The sequence below is a fragment of the Lentimicrobium sp. L6 genome (assembly GCF_013166655.1).
In the GTDB taxonomy this organism is placed as follows: domain Bacteria; phylum Bacteroidota; class Bacteroidia; order Bacteroidales; family UBA12170; genus UBA12170.
The window spans coordinates 33268-48309 of sequence record NZ_JABKCA010000017.1 but is presented as its reverse complement, the minus strand read 5'-3'; the positions used below and the strand labels follow the sequence as shown (position 1 = coordinate 48309).

14 protein-coding genes are annotated in these 15042 nt (G+C 35.2%); 2 read left to right on the top strand and 12 right to left on the bottom strand.

Translation table 11 applies throughout. The features are described from left to right. Positions 1–4: 4 nt before the first annotated feature. The 11 genes from nrfD to HNS38_RS06090 all read right to left on the bottom strand — a co-directional run bounded on the left by nrfD (position 5) and on the right by HNS38_RS06090 (position 12549). Complete coding sequence (nrfD, locus tag HNS38_RS06140; protein ID WP_172346152.1) at positions 5–1351, bottom strand: NrfD/PsrC family molybdoenzyme membrane anchor subunit; 1347 nt, start codon at positions 1349–1351, stop codon at positions 5–7. Positions 1352–1387: 36 nt separating this feature from the next. Next, positions 1388–2374, bottom strand: a complete 987-nt coding sequence (locus tag HNS38_RS06135; RefSeq protein ID WP_172277105.1) for a 4Fe-4S dicluster domain-containing protein — start codon at positions 2372–2374, stop codon at positions 1388–1390. 329 nt (positions 2375–2703) lie between these two features. Next, entirely contained in the window at positions 2704–3339 is a 636-nt protein-coding gene (locus HNS38_RS06130; RefSeq protein WP_172277108.1) for a 7-carboxy-7-deazaguanine synthase QueE, read from the bottom strand. Beyond that, on the bottom strand, positions 3339–4574 hold the full coding sequence (locus HNS38_RS06125; protein WP_172346151.1) for a T9SS type A sorting domain-containing protein: 1236 nt from the start codon (positions 4572–4574) through the stop codon (positions 3339–3341). The genes HNS38_RS06130 and HNS38_RS06125 overlap by 1 nt, the downstream gene beginning before the upstream one ends. A gap of 35 nt (positions 4575–4609) precedes the next feature. Continuing rightward, positions 4610–5491: a bifunctional methylenetetrahydrofolate dehydrogenase/methenyltetrahydrofolate cyclohydrolase FolD gene (gene folD, locus HNS38_RS06120; protein ID WP_172277114.1), complete on the bottom strand. Its 882-nt coding sequence runs from the start codon at positions 5489–5491 to the stop codon at positions 4610–4612. A 2-nt stretch (positions 5492–5493) separates the two neighbouring features. Continuing rightward, entirely contained in the window at positions 5494–6828 is a 1335-nt protein-coding gene (ffh, locus tag HNS38_RS06115) for a signal recognition particle protein (RefSeq protein WP_172277117.1), read from the bottom strand. Positions 6829–7190: 362 nt separating this feature from the next. Next, complete coding sequence (locus HNS38_RS06110) at positions 7191–8891, bottom strand: M23 family metallopeptidase (RefSeq protein WP_172346150.1); 1701 nt, start codon at positions 8889–8891, stop codon at positions 7191–7193. A 371-nt stretch (positions 8892–9262) separates the two neighbouring features. After that, positions 9263–10315, bottom strand: a complete 1053-nt coding sequence (locus tag HNS38_RS06105) for an ABC transporter permease (RefSeq protein WP_172277123.1) — start codon at positions 10313–10315, stop codon at positions 9263–9265. Continuing rightward, the gene (locus HNS38_RS06100; RefSeq protein WP_172277126.1) at positions 10315–11415 is read right to left on the bottom strand and encodes a BT_3928 family protein; all 1101 of its coding nucleotides are present in this window, start codon (positions 11413–11415) and stop codon (positions 10315–10317) included. The genes HNS38_RS06105 and HNS38_RS06100 overlap by 1 nt, the downstream gene beginning before the upstream one ends. A 160-nt stretch (positions 11416–11575) precedes the next feature. Further along, on the bottom strand, positions 11576–11980 hold the full coding sequence (locus tag HNS38_RS06095) for a hypothetical protein (RefSeq protein WP_172277129.1): 405 nt from the start codon (positions 11978–11980) through the stop codon (positions 11576–11578). A gap of 26 nt (positions 11981–12006) precedes the next feature. Next, on the bottom strand, positions 12007–12549 hold the full coding sequence (locus tag HNS38_RS06090) for a DUF1599 domain-containing protein (protein ID WP_172277132.1): 543 nt from the start codon (positions 12547–12549) through the stop codon (positions 12007–12009). 38 nt (positions 12550–12587) lie between these two features. Between HNS38_RS06090 and folP the strand changes: the two genes are divergently transcribed. Then, positions 12588–13451: a dihydropteroate synthase gene (gene folP, locus HNS38_RS06085; RefSeq protein ID WP_172277135.1), complete on the top strand. Its 864-nt coding sequence runs from the start codon at positions 12588–12590 to the stop codon at positions 13449–13451. An 89-nt stretch (positions 13452–13540) separates the two neighbouring features. Continuing rightward, positions 13541–14338: a diadenylate cyclase CdaA gene (gene cdaA, locus HNS38_RS06080; protein ID WP_172277138.1), complete on the top strand. Its 798-nt coding sequence runs from the start codon at positions 13541–13543 to the stop codon at positions 14336–14338. A 111-nt stretch (positions 14339–14449) separates the two neighbouring features. Here cdaA and HNS38_RS06075 read toward each other — a convergent pair whose 3' ends face one another. Further along, complete coding sequence (locus HNS38_RS06075) at positions 14450–15025, bottom strand: hypothetical protein (protein WP_172277141.1); 576 nt, start codon at positions 15023–15025, stop codon at positions 14450–14452. Positions 15026–15042: the final 17 nt, after the last annotated feature.

The following is a 15042-nucleotide window of genomic DNA, read 5'->3' as shown; positions in this document are numbered from 1 at the left end:
AGCACTAATCATATTTTTCAAATTCTTCAGTAATTCCTTTTTCTTCGGCTAATTCCCACATTGGAATGACAGGGAAAATCTTAAGAAGAATGGTAATGATCATTAGAGCCATTGCAAAAGCTCCAGCTGTAACTGCCACTTCAATCCAAGTAGGCATGTATTTATGGAATTCATCAGGCACATTTTGGATAGGCAAATGTGGATGAAGTAAAGTAGGAACAACAATGATAATTCTTTTTAGAAATGCTCCAATAAGAACAATGACTGCAATAAATGTTAAGTTATTTGGCTTTCTCCAATGTTTAAATATCATAAAGAAAATGGGTAATCCCATTCCAATGATTTGAACCACCCAAAATAAGCCAGCATAGGCTCCTTGGAAAAGAGTATGCAAATGAACGGCTTCACCAGTCTTCATTTTATAAGCAGGAACTAAGAATTCATTAATATTGAAATAAGCATACAATAAAGAAACCAATACTAATAATCTACCCATCATATCAAAATGATGATCCGTAAAATAGTCTTGAAGTTTGTAATTAGAACGAAGAATATACATCACAATAATGACGGCTGCTGTTCCTGCTACAAAAGCTCCAGCTACGAAATAAGGACCAAAAACAGTAGTGTCCCAGCCAATTCGCAAAGTAGATGCAAATAGCCAAGATGTTACCGTATGAATAGCCATAGCTACTGGTATGATGATGATACTTAGCATTCTAATACTCTTATGAAGAATTTTATATTGCTCTGGAGTACCAATCCAACCTAAACTAAGGATATTATACAATTGATATTGCCAAACAGGCATATCCTTCATTTTCTTTTTGATAAAAGCTAAATCAGGAATTAAAGGTAAAATAAAGAGGAGGGTGCTAATAGCTACATAAGTTGTAATTACTGTAACATCCCAAACAATAGGAGATTGTAGTCTTCCGTGAAGGAATAGATTTAAAAACCTATCCGGACGACCCATATCTGTGATAATAACCAAACCGGCTACCATTACAAATCCTAAAGCAATAATTTCGGAAACTCTAGTGATAGGCTTTACCCATTTTTGCCCTGCTAATCCTAAAACTGCACTCACTAGCATTCCAACCAAACTCACAGCAACAAAGAATACAAAATTGGAAATGTACAATCCCCAACTCACATAATCGCGCATGGCTGTTACACCTAATCCTTCAGTAAGCTGAATATAATAGGCATAGCCAAAGACCACCATTACCAATCCCAAGAATCCCATCCAAGGTAAAAATCCCTTATGGTTCTTCATGGGTCTGATAGCATCTTCAGCATACTTATCAACCAATTTCTTGGCTTGTTCTTTTGATAAAGATTCAGACATATCTTTTATTTTTTTATTGATTTTTCAAATGATTTTTTAAACGTGATGTTCGTCTTCCAAAGTGGTTTTACCATTATATTCGAATGGAAACATTCTGTTTTTTGGTGGTAAATAATACACGTTTGGTTTAGTTCCTAATTCTGGGAGTAGCGTATATCCTGCATTTTTACGAATCAATTCGCTAAAACGAGTGGTTTCTCCTGAGGTACCATTGGTAACAGCATCCTCATTTAAATCACCAAAATAATAAACTCCATTGGGACATGCGGAAACACAATAAGGAAGTTTTCCTTCTCTTAAGCGGTCGGCACTAAATAAACATTTTGAAATAGTTCCTTTTTTTTGTGGAACATTAAGCTCGACATTATAAAGCAAATCTTCATCCTCTTCGTGATTCTTAGGCTCAAACCAGTTGAAAACCCTTGCAGAATAAGGACAAGCTGCTATACAGAAACGGCAACCTATACATCTTTCATTATCAATTAAAACAATTCCATCTTGGCGTTTAAAAGTAGCATCAACAGGACAAACCTTAGTGCATGGAGGGTTGTCACAATGGAAACAAGGCTTGGGCATGAAATATGGCTCTGTATGCTCCGATTCTTGCATACGCAATACATTGATGTGATGTTGCTCTTCACGCAAATGGTGTGCATTTTGGCAAGAAGCCATACATGCTCTTACGTTTCTACAACGAGCTAAGTCTATCACCATCACCCAATGCTTACCTGGGATTCCTTCGCGACCTTGTTCTTGTAAAGCTGATGTATATTGATCCTTTTGAACAGGACTTAGTTCACTGGCTTTAATTTCTGCCAACTGACCATCTTCAGTCAGCACTTTAATCTTTTTTTCGGAATCCGATAAAGCAGACTCAGCTTCGCCACCATGTCCTTCTTTACCATCTTGAGCGGCAAAGCCAGCATATCCCGCTGCTCCGGCTGCCACCGCACCAATCCCAATTAAAGAGCCGATTTTCAGGAAATCTCTCCTTGATTTGGGGTTTGAATTATTATCTGACATATGTTATAATTTGATTTTGTTTTTCTTCTGTGAAAATAGGAAAAAAATTAACAAAAATTTTAAATTTCCCATAATTACTGTAAAATGAATTTTCTAAACTCCTAAAAGCCTTGTGATTATTTCTTTTTCTTGAACAGTTTTACAACTCTAAATGACATAAAAACCAACGATTAGGAATAAAGATATAACTTAAAGAAATTTGTTGGCCAAAAGTACTAAGTCCTATCCTAATTTCAAAAGAAATAGGTAATAAAATACCGAAATTCAGTAGCTTATTACCTATTTTTTAATGTATAGCAATATGTTGTTTGCTAGGTATTTACATCGGATTATGGAATTTTCATGTATTTGTGGCTTTGAATAGAGATATTCCATTGAGGATTCTTCATTACATATTCTGTTATCGCATGCATCATTTGATCTGCTTTACTCCATTCTGGTTGAAGGAATAAAAGGCAATCTGAGTTTACGAGTTTAGCATTGGCTTCGGCCCAAGCAAAGTCTTCTTCGGTTTCAATAACTACTTTTAATTCACTGGCTCTGGAGTAAACAGACTCCACCGGTGGTGATTTTTTCTTTGGTGAAACGCATATCCATTCCCATTCACCAGAATAGGGGTGAGCGCCACTACTTTCTAAATAGCGTGTCACATTATTTTTTTTCAATTCTGCACATAGGTAGTCCAAGTTGTTCATTAACGGTTCACCACCAGTAACCACAACTGCCTTTGCGGGCTGAGCAGCAGCATTTTTTACAATATCATCAGTAAGGGTAGGAGGATGCATCTTTCGATTCCAACTCTCTTTCACATCACACCATTTACAGCCCACGTCACAACCTCCAATTCTGATAAAGTAAGCGGCTTGTCCTGTATTGGCTCCCTCTCCTTGTATGGTATAAAATTCTTCCATTAATGGAAGCATTTTTCCCTCATCTAACAATATATCCTCTTGTTCTTTTGTCATTATTCTGTAATCATTAGTTTTTGGAAACCAATGTTTTTTCCTTCTTTCACTCGGACAAAGAAAATCCCTTGTCCCAACTCAGAAGTATTAATTTTAACACTGACTCCTTTTTGAAATTGGTTTTCTACGAAACTAAATTGGCTTACTTTCTGCCAGCTTAAATTATAGATTTCCACATCGAAATTAGGTTTCTTTAATCCTTTGATACTGACTATAACTTTTCCTTCTGAAGGATTGGGCTTTAGGATGATTTCAAAGGGTTTAAATAATGGTGAGTTTATACGAGATGCGTTTATGATTTGTATTAAGTCGAGTTGATAAAGTCGTGGAGGAATAAATGAATCCTCACAAGTCATTAATAAATGGTCTTTATCTTTAAAGCAAATAGATTCTGTTTGAGCTCCTTGTATATGAGCAAAGTCCACTCGTTTCTTGTTTCCACCAAAAAACTCATCATTCTTAAAGTCCCAAATCACCCAAACAAAAGGAACGAAATTCTCATAACCTACGAGGGCCAAAATATTTTCCTCTTCAAAATAGTCGGCACCTGTTAATAATCCTCTCACATTAAACTGGTCGTGGATTTCTAGTAAATAGTGACCAGCTTGTTTAGGGATTTTATAGCAACTGGTTTGTTGGTTTACCCAGTTTTTTGTAAAAATATAGAGAAAGTTACCCATTGAGGCTACTGATTCACAATCGTAATTATTGCTTCTGTTTTGCTTATTAAAGTTGATCTGATCTTGATAGGCAAATGTAATTTTTTCAGTATTAACTTCAGTATTACCCTCCTCAGGGATTTCTGATTTTAAAATTTTATAGATGGTAAGATCGTCTCTGGTGCCATAGTTATTTCCAAAATCACCAATATAAATAAAATTTTCATCCTGAGTGATATCTTCATAATCGAAATTAATAGCTCCTCTGAGCAATATTTTTTGCGTGACTTCACCCGTAGATTCATCTAAACGATAAATAGCAGGTTCTCCTCCAGAGTCATTATGGGTCCAGGGAGCATTTCTGAACCAAATTAATCCGCTGGTTTCTGATACTTCCGAAGCCAATTCTTCGATGATTATTTCTGGCTCCATGAGCACAGGATCATATAAACACGATCCATCATTTTCTTGCGCCATGGAGTTATAATTATTGGCATTGGGATCCGTACAACCTAATTGAGCCCAAGAATAACTTATTGGGAAGATAAACGCAATAATCAAAAGAAGATTCTTCATAAGTGTGGGATTTATGATAAGAACGGAAGTAAAAACTATCTGTAAACTTCTTTCTTAGAAGCTTTAAGAGTGTTTTCTAAAAGTGCAGCAATGGTCATGAGACCAACACCACCAGGAACAGGAGTAATTAGGCTTGCTTTTTTGCTCACCTCATCAAATTTCACATCCCCCACTATTTTATATCCTTTTTCTGAATTGTCATTTTTTCTGTGAATCCCAACATCAATAATTACGGCATCTTTTTTTACCATATCCTCTGTTAAGAATTCTGGTTGGCCAATAGCGGCAATAATGATATCCGCTTGGGCAGTTATTTCTTTCAGGTTTTTGGTTCTGCTATGGCATAGGGTAACAGTGGCATCGCCAGGATTACTTTTTCTACTTAACATGATAGAAATAGGAGTTCCTACGATATTAGATCTACCTAAAACAACTACATTTTTACCAGATGTTTCGATTTTATATTCTTCAATCATCATCATGATACCATAGGGAGTAGCAGGTAGATAAGTTGGTGCACCAGTCACCATTTTGCCAATATTGATAGGATGAAAACCATCTACATCTTTTGAGGGATCTATTTTGTTGATGACTCTATCCACGTCAATATGATCTGGAAGCGGAAGTTGAACAATAAATCCATCCACATCAGGATCATTATTCAAAAAGTCGATGATTTCGATCAGCTCAGCTTCAGTAGTTTTCTCAGAATATTTATAAAGTGAAGAAGTGATACCAACCGAACGACAAGCTTTTTCCTTACTTTTTACATAAAACTCGCTTGCTGGATCTGCACCCACTAAAACGGCTGCTAAATGAGGAGCTTTCTCATCGTTATCAATCATTTTAGCTACCTGAGCAGCTATTTTATCTTTAATTTTCTTAGAGGTGACTTTTCCGTCGATTAACTTGCTCATGATTATCTTCTTCTCATTTTATTCATCATATTCATCATGTTTTTGCCACCACCACCGCTCATCATTTTCATCATTTTGCTGGTTTCGGCAAATTGTTTAAGAAGTTGATTTACTTCTCTCACTTCTGTACCTGCTCCCAATGCAATCCTTCTTCTGCGACTTCCATCTATGATTTTCGGATTCTCTCTTTCTGCAGGGGTCATGGAATATATAATAGCTTCTATGCCTTTGAAAGCATCATCGTCAATATCTACATTCTTTAAGGCTTTTCCCATACCTGGAATCATACCCATCAAGTCTTTTACATTACCCATTTTCTTAATTTGCTTGATTTGATTCAAGAAATCATTGAAATTGAATTGATTTTTAGCAATTTTCTTTTGAAGTTTTTTAGCTTCTTCTTCATCAAATTGCTCTTGGGCTCTTTCTACAAGAGAAACAATATCACCCATACCTAAAATCCTATCGGCCATTCGGCTAGGATGGAATACATCAAGAGCGTCCATTTTTTCTCCAATACCCACAAACTTGATGGGCTTAGTAACTACCGAACGGATAGTTAGCGCAGCACCACCACGAGTATCACCATCTAATTTGGTAAGGATAACCCCATCAAAGTTTAATTGATCGTTAAAGGCTTTGGCGGTGTTTACAGCATCTTGACCAGTCATGGAATCTACCACAAACAAAGTATCGTGAGGTTTAATGGCTTTTTTGATTTCGGAAATTTCCTTCATCATTTGCTCATCTATAGCCAAACGACCAGCAGTATCCACAAGAACCACATTATAGCTACTCTCGTGCGCTCGTTTTACCGCGTTACGCGCAATATCTACGGGGTTTTTATTGTCTTCTTCAGTATAAACATCAACTCCAATTTCGCCACCAAGTACTTTTAATTGCTCAATCGCAGCAGGACGATAAACATCACATGCCACCATTAAAGGTTTCTTTCCTTTTTTGGTTTTAAGGTAATGAGCTAATTTAGCAGTATGTGTTGTTTTACCAGAGCCTTGAAGTCCGGCCATTAAAATTACAGCAGGATTATTATCTATATTTAGTTCTGTTGCAGTACCGCCCATTAATTCGGCCAACTCATCGTGTACTATTTTTACCATTAATTGCTTAGGAGATACGGCATTTAGAACATCGAGTCCTAAGGCTTTATCCTTTACATTAGCAGTAAAAGTTTTAGCGATTTTATAGCTCACATCGGCCTCTAATAAGGCTTTTCTGATTTCTTTAATAGTCTCGGCCACATTAATCTCAGAGATTTTGCCTTGGCCTTTAAGTATTTTGAACGAACGTTCTAGTCTATCATTTAATCCTTCAAACATATTCTTTTGGAATTTTAGGGCTGCAAAAATAGTAATTTTCTATGAAAATTCCTTGTTAAAATGATGCTTGGTTTTTGTTATTGAAATTAAACGATATGCCTTTATGATATTGGTATAAAAGGGACTTTTGATTGGATTTAGAAAAGTGAAAGTATAAAAAAAAGGTGCGATAACCAGTCGCACCTCAAACACAAACCATAATTAACCAAAGAAATATTATTCACTAATATTTCTTATGCAAATATAAGTGCTCTTTTAGAACTAATATTAAACGATTATTAAATGTTGGAGAAAAATGTGCAAATGGAATGATTCAATGACTAAGCGCAGTGGTTTTACTTAACAAAAGGGTGGGTATGAAACTAAAAATGAAGTATTTTTTCAGAAATATTACCTACGCCATCCTTGATAATGATTTTGAAGACATTTTTTTCTTGAATATTATTCAGATGGCAAGTCAAACGAGACTTCTTTGGATCATAACTCATCAAAATCCAGGAACCGTTGAACCAAGCATTATAATCAGAAATTCCACTTTCTTGATCTGTAATAGTAAAAGAAAGGCTTTTGGGTGTTTTGTTATTTTCTAATTTTGTTCTCACTTTTATAGAGGGCGCAATGGTGTCAACTAAAATGAGGTATTCGCCAAAATCTCTGGTTTTATAACTCAAGTCATTAGTGTTTTCCCATGAAGAAGAATAAGCGCTGATACTTTTTTTATAATATTCACCAATATAAATATTATTTTTTAGGTCCTCTTCGATTTCAATATTCTTCAACTTCACGTGAATATGCTCTTGTAAACCAGCACCTACTTTACCAATATGATATTTCTTTCCATTGATCGATTTGTCGCTTTCTTCAATGGAGGAGCTAAAGCTCAAAGTATCATATAAACTTCTACTCGGGAAATAGACCTTTATATTTTCGTCCTCATAATTATTTTCACCCAAAGGATAGTATAAATTGCCACTGCTTAATGACTCATTATTCTCAATAGTCTTTGAAAAAACGGTGAAATTGAGGATGGCTTTATTGTCATGTATGTCTTTTACAATGTATTTTATCTGATGGTATTGATTATCGTTAAAAGAGAAAACCCCCTTATTTACAATCTTGTCATAAATAGGAAGTTTGTTATTGGGGCTCTGATAAGTTCTTTGATAACTCCTTCCTTTCTTTTTATAGAAATCAAAATCAATGAGTGTGTTGATATATCTGGTGCTAGCAAAATTTAGTCTTTCCACATTGTGTGAATATACGAGATTAGAATCCACGAAAATTTCTATCTCATAAACTCCATTTTTATTTTGAGTATCATTTTGTTTGTCAATGGTGTTGATACCTAGATAAAAGTCTCCAGCAATTTCTAAGGTATCCTTTTCTTTCAGTAAATAATCACTTCCCCAACCTTTTAGAGTGAAAGTTTGAGCATTTTGTTTTCCCTCGATTTTAGCCTGTTCTTCTGCTGGGTATATTCTTATCGAACTTATGGTAGGGGTAATGAAGTCTTTAACTTTGAATCCGAAAAGTAATGGGTTGATGATTTCTTGATTGGCCGTTTCACGAATTTCAAAATGAAGATGAGGTCCTCCAGAACCACCTGTATTTCCACTTAAGGCAATAATGTCTCCTTTTTTAACTGGAAATTGCCCAGCTTTTACATATAAGTCTACACTAAAACTTTGGTTTTTGTATTGTTGCTGTTCAACGTATTTGGCAGCATCTCCTTTGAGTTCTTTCAGGTGACCATAAACGGTGGTGTATCCGTTTGGATGATCGATATAAACAGCATTTCCATAACCCCAAGGCGAAATTTTAATACGACTTACCCAGCCATCAGCTGCTGCGTAAATATTCTTTCCTTCTACTCCTCCAGTTTTAATGTCTATTCCGCCATGAAAGTGATTGGAGCGTAATTCCCCAAATGTTCCAGAAAGATAAATTCTACCTTCTACAGGTGAACGAAAATAATCTTGTGGATATTTTGACTTAGTTTGAGCATTTAAATGTTGAAAAAGGACGCTAGAAAGAAAAATCAGTAGGATATATTTGAATTTCATAAAACTTGTTCATTTATTTTGGGGTTTGCAAAAATAGGAAATTTCGTTTGATAGTTAAAAGTTAATATTTAACAGTTAATAGTTAAAAATCAAAACTGTCCAAATGAAGTTCCATATCAAAAAAGATTCTTCACTTCATTGCATTACGTTCTGAATGACAAGGTGTTCGGATTTTATAAGGAGGAAGAAGGGCTTTGCTTTTGGCATTGAAAAAAGCAAAGCCTTTCTTCCTTATGAGTTGCCAAAACACCTGTCATTCCGATGCGTAGCGAGGAATCTTTAATAATTATTAGGATGCTATTGGTTAAAACGAAAAATCATGGCTAGAATTCAACAGATAAAGGCCAAAAGCTAATTACCAAAAGCCAGCATTAAGTTTCCAGTTCCACTCTAGGATCGATTACTCGATAAAGGATATCTACTACTATGTTCACAAGAATGAGGAGAACGGCCACAAAAAGTACTGAGCCCATGAGAACAGGAAAATCGTATTTCTCAAGCGAATTAACGATAACAAGTCCCATTCCTTTCCAATCGAAAACGTATTCTACAAAAACAGCACCTGCCAAAAGTGAGGCAAACCATCCGGAAATGGTTGTGATAATAGGATTTAGCGCATTTTTTAGGGCGTGTTTTCTAAGGATTTGCCATTCTGTAAGACCTTTAGCTCGTGCAGTTCGGATATAGTCTTTTGCTAAAACTTCTTTCAAGCTAGAGGAAGTTAATTCTGTAATAATGGCTAGTGGTCGAATGCCTAGGGTGATTGCTGGAAGAATCAGGTTTTTGAGTGCCAGATGTTTGCCATTGCCCAAATCGTCAACTTCATAAAGGGAGCCGAACAAGTTTAAACCGGTATAATCGGCCAATACAAAAGCAAAAAGCCAAGCCATTAAGATACTGGCAAAAAAGCTGGGTAACGACATACCGAATACGCTCAAACCAAATATGAAGGAATTTAAAAATTTATTTGGATATACAATGTTGACCATCCCTAGGAACACCCCAACAACTAAGGCAAACCCCATGGATACGGCTGCTAGTAATAAGGTTTTCGGAAAAGCTTCTGTTAAAATACTCGTTACCTCTCTGTTGCTCTGAAAGCTTTTTCGCAAGTAGGGTGGTTTTATTTGAAGATGATGGTTCTTGATGTTTGGTGAAATTTGAAATCCTGCAGACTCCTCCGTTTTTTCTTTTATTCCGATAGGCGATAAGTCGTGTAAGAAATTGAGATATTGAATATAGATGGATTTGTCCCTCCCTAGTTCTTTGTTGATAGCTTCTACCGATGCGATATCTGCTCTTTGCCCCAACATCATTCTAGCAGGATCACCAGGTAAAATATTAAATAAGAAGAACACCAAAGTAGCTACGCCAAGTAGTACCCAAAATCCATAGAGGAGTCTTTTGAGAATAAAAGGCAGCACTATTTCAGTTTTATTATTTCCTCATATTGAGGAAGGTGACCTTGTGCCCATTTGCCCATGATTACACCATTTTTCAAAACTACTAATCCTGGATTAGAGCGGATAATTGTTTTTAAATCTATATCATCGCTTTGATATAAATCTGAGTAGAATCTTTTTTCTTTTTGAAACTGGTCGATGATTTCTTCACTACTTGCTGTGATTAAGCTAAAGGAGTAGGCGTTTTCTGTGGCTCGCCTTTTTAATTCTTTCATCTGTTCCAGGTGTTCCCAATCACCTTCGTTTAAATCATAAGAGATTAATAAAAAGTGATACATAGGATCGTCAACAATATTATCTGTAATATCTTGTCCAGCTAAATCGAAGAAGCGGATATCAGAAACTCTTTCATTTGGATCTACCACTCGCATATCAGAATATTCCCATTGACTCATCCAAATACTATCGTTATATGGATAATTGGGTGAAAGATATTCTTCTGTTTCACCTGTGTTTTTATTTTTATAGATAAGATAGTACTCTAAGGGTTTTGGGTTTTCTACTTTGAGGTTGGTGCCCACTTTCCATGATCTGAAATCAAGAAGAGGTAGACGATTGATATTATATGAGTTGAATAAGGTGAAACCAATCACAATCAAAATTGCAATTGACCATTCCGTAGTTTTCTTGTAAACATTGTCGAATGAGTTTCTGGTAAAGAAAATAAATATCAAGAAGAAGTCAATCACCAAGTTCTTATAAAATGTTTCCCAATTGGTGAGGATGATAAAATCTCCAAAGCACCCACAATCAGGAACTGGATTGTAAATAGCATCATTGAGGGTGAGGAATGTAAAGAGTATCATCATTAAGGCTACCAACCATGCTGTAGTCTTCTTAAAAATATTGAAGACTAAAAATACTCCAAGAGAAAACTCAGCCACGCAAAGTAAAACAGCTAATGGTAAAGCGAAAGGAATAGCCCAGTCGGTACCAAAGGCAATAAAATAATCTTCTATTTTATAAGCTGTTCCTAGGGGATCAACTCCTTTTACAAATCCTGAAAATATAAAAACTAGTCCTACAAATAACCTGCTGATTATTCTTGCAATTCGTATCATTGGGTAAATATTTTAATAAAAATGCTAATGCATGCAAATTTGCACAATTTTGCAGATATAAGACACTTTAATCCCTAAAATTTAGTGAATGAAATGTAAATATTACAGAAAAATCAAAAAATAATTCAAAATTATAAACTTTGAATGTTGTGAGAGGCTATTAATCTATATTAATATCATAGACATAGGAAAAGTAATGCATTCCTCTTTTTTTACTTATTTGGCCTCCTGTATATGAGTCAAGGCTAAAAGGAGATTTTCCTGAACTGCCCTTATAATATGTTGTATGTATGGTGTCTTGGACAATTAAAAATATGGTGTCGATACCATTGCTATAAAAAGGGGGTGGAGGTGAATCCTGATCTTCATAAGAGTGTTTAAACATATGAAAAGATTCAGTTTCAATTCTAATAGTATCTTTCTTTATTATATAAGAATAGTTTAAAATCAATGATATATGGGTGCTAGACTTGTTCGTGAAGGTATAATCAACACTAGCCATTGGTTCGTATCCACAGGACCCAAATACAATGATGGATAATAGAAATAATAATGAATTTTTCATATAATAATAACTTAATGAAAATGATTTTATTTCTTTTCAGATAAAAGAATCAAAGCAAACAGCGCATAGTTAATCATATCTTGATAATTGGCATCTAAACCTTCAGAGACAATCGTCTTGCCTTCATTATCTTCTATTGATTTAATTCTAAGCAGCTTCATAAGTATAATATCATCTAAAGAAGAAATACGCATATTTCTCCAGGCTTCATCGTAATCATGGTTTTTGTCTTCCATTAACGACATAGAACCAGTGACATGAGTATCATAGAGTTTTTCAAGTTCAATTGGTTCGATATCACCACTTTCTCCATGGCCTCTTTCCAATTGAATAAGAGCCATTACAGAATAGTTTACAATGCCAATAAATTCAGGTTCGATTCCTTCGTTTACTTTGCTGCTTCCTTTTTCTTGAATGGAACGAATTCTACTAGCTTTTATATAGATTTGGTCTGTTAATGAGCTTGGCCTTAGTATTCTCCATGCGCTACCATAATCAATCATCTTATTCATGAATACACTTTTACATAATGCGATGGCTTCTTTGAATTGTTGGCTAGTATTTGACATTGATTATATCTTCTTAATTTAGCCACAAAATTAATTAAATGAGTGAAAACAACAGCTCTTTTTCAAAATTTCAATGTGGAGATTTGGAAATAGACTTGGAAGTCCCTCAGCTGATGGGGATTCTGAACTTGACTGATGACAGTTTTTTTGATGGAGGAAGATATAATAAAGGGGATGGATTTTTATCGAGAGCTGAGAAATTAGTGGTGGAAGGTTGTACTATTATTGACATTGGAGCGGCTTCAACTCGTCCAGGAGCAGAATTGATAGACGAACAAGAGGAATGGAGGATTTTAGAGAAGCCCTTGCAAGTTTTGAGGAAGAAATATCCAAGTATTCTATTATCGGTTGATACTTATAATGCTGGGCAAGTAAAAAAGTGCAACCATCTTGGGGTTAATATTATTAACGATATTTCTGGTGGTACTTGGGATTCACAAATGTACGCTGAAGTGGCCCAATACCAAATGGCCTATGTGATGATGCATATTAAAGGAGAGCCTAAAACCATGCAGAATCAAACAACATATTCTTCAGTAATTGATGAAGTGAAGAATTATTTTGAGGAGGGTATCAAGAAGCTTAATGAGCTTGATTTTAAAAATATCATTTTGGATCCGGGTTTTGGTTTTGCAAAGACTTTGGAACAGAATTATGAGTTGTTGGGCAAAATGAGTCAATTGGAAGCCTTTGGATATCCAATTTTAGCTGGATTGAGTAGGAAGTCTATGATTTTTAGAGCCCTAGGGATAAGCCCACAGGAAGCTTTGAATGGAACAACTGCATTAAATATATTGGCATTACTAAATGGGGCTAAAGTTCTCCGTGTTCATGATGCTAAAGAAGCTCGTGAAACCATTCAACTATTTTCACTGTATAAAAGAGGTGAAAAAGAAAGCTAGGTTATCAATATTTGGGTGAATTCGTATAAATAGCATCCTCAGATTAGATTTTTAAAATACCTTTGCCGCCTTAATATAAGTACTACTAAATGCTAACATTTGTAACAGGTTTTATTGAGCTGAGATTCCTCGATGTATTAGATATCGCCCTAGTGGCGGTGCTTTTGTATATGCTTTATGCTTTGCTTAAAGGAACTGTTGCCATTAATATTTTTGCAGGTATCGCTGCTATCTATTTTATTTGGAGATTGGTAGTAGCCTTGCAAATGGAAATGTTGAGTCAGATATTGGGAGCCTTTATTGGAGTGGGTTTCATCGCTTTAATCATAGTTTTTCAGCCTGAATTGCGTCAGTTTTTACTTGTATTTGGTACTCCCAAAGTCTTAGAAATCCTTCCTGAACGGTTGAAATTTATGTTTCGAAATTTCCAGCCTGAACAAGCTAATTTAGATACCGATAAAATTGTTAAAGCTTGTCATAGTATGAGTGATGACAAAACGGGAGCCCTAATTGTGGTTACTCATCAACATGAATTAAATGATATTATTGAGACCGGGGAGGTTATGAATGCTAGAGTTTCAGATCAATTAATAGAGAATATCTTCTTTAAAAACAGTCCACTTCACGATGGAGCCATGGTGATTAGTGACAATATTATTCAAGCTGCGGGGTGTATTTTGCCGGTTTCTAAAAATAGAAGCATAGATGTTTCATTGGGATTAAGACATAGAGCAGCAATAGGTATTACAGAAGCTACTGATTGTATTTCTCTAATTGTATCAGAAGAAACAGGTCATATTTCCTATTGTAAAAATGGGGTGGTGGTTCAAAATGTTCAAGCGCATCAGCTTAAAAATTTCTTGGATAAGGAGTTTAATCCGGTTTAGTGAGAATTTGGTGTGGGAGTTGCAATATAAAATACTTTTTGTAAAGTATCCCTATTTACTTTTATTGTTAATTACGAATCAGCTAGCCTATATGTTATCTGAAAAATAGGTTTAACTTGTGGATTCTTGTGAGTGAAAACCTTTACTAGTTATCTCTGTAATTAAATGTCTAACTTCTGCCTCATCTATACCTATTCCAAATTTAATAGTTTTCATTCCGTAATCAAATCTAAGCTTTCCACCAGTTAATCCCCAGAAATCCCCAATATTCTTTTGGGCAAATAAGCTCGCTATGTTTTGGGCAGGATTTAATTCAAGGTTTTTGATTGATTTCGTTTCATATTTCTTGCTTCTAATAATGATGCTAAAGATACTTTTGTCAATCTGAAATATTCCTTTGTCTATATAAATTGTTTCCTTCCCTGCTAGATTCCAAAGTAATATAATAATTGAAAATACTCCTCCAAAAGTCCAACCTGCAAGCCAAACCATCATAAATAAAACTATACCAGTGTTATTAGAATCTAAAAGGTCGATAATGGCTGATTTCTCACCTAAAAACCATCCCACTAACCAAATACTTAGAAATAATATAATAAACCAGTTTTTCTTTGACGGAATTAGAATTTTCAGATTGAATTTATCCGATTCAATCTTCGTTCTACTAGCGTAGGGTTGTTCAATCATGAATTTAATGAAATTGA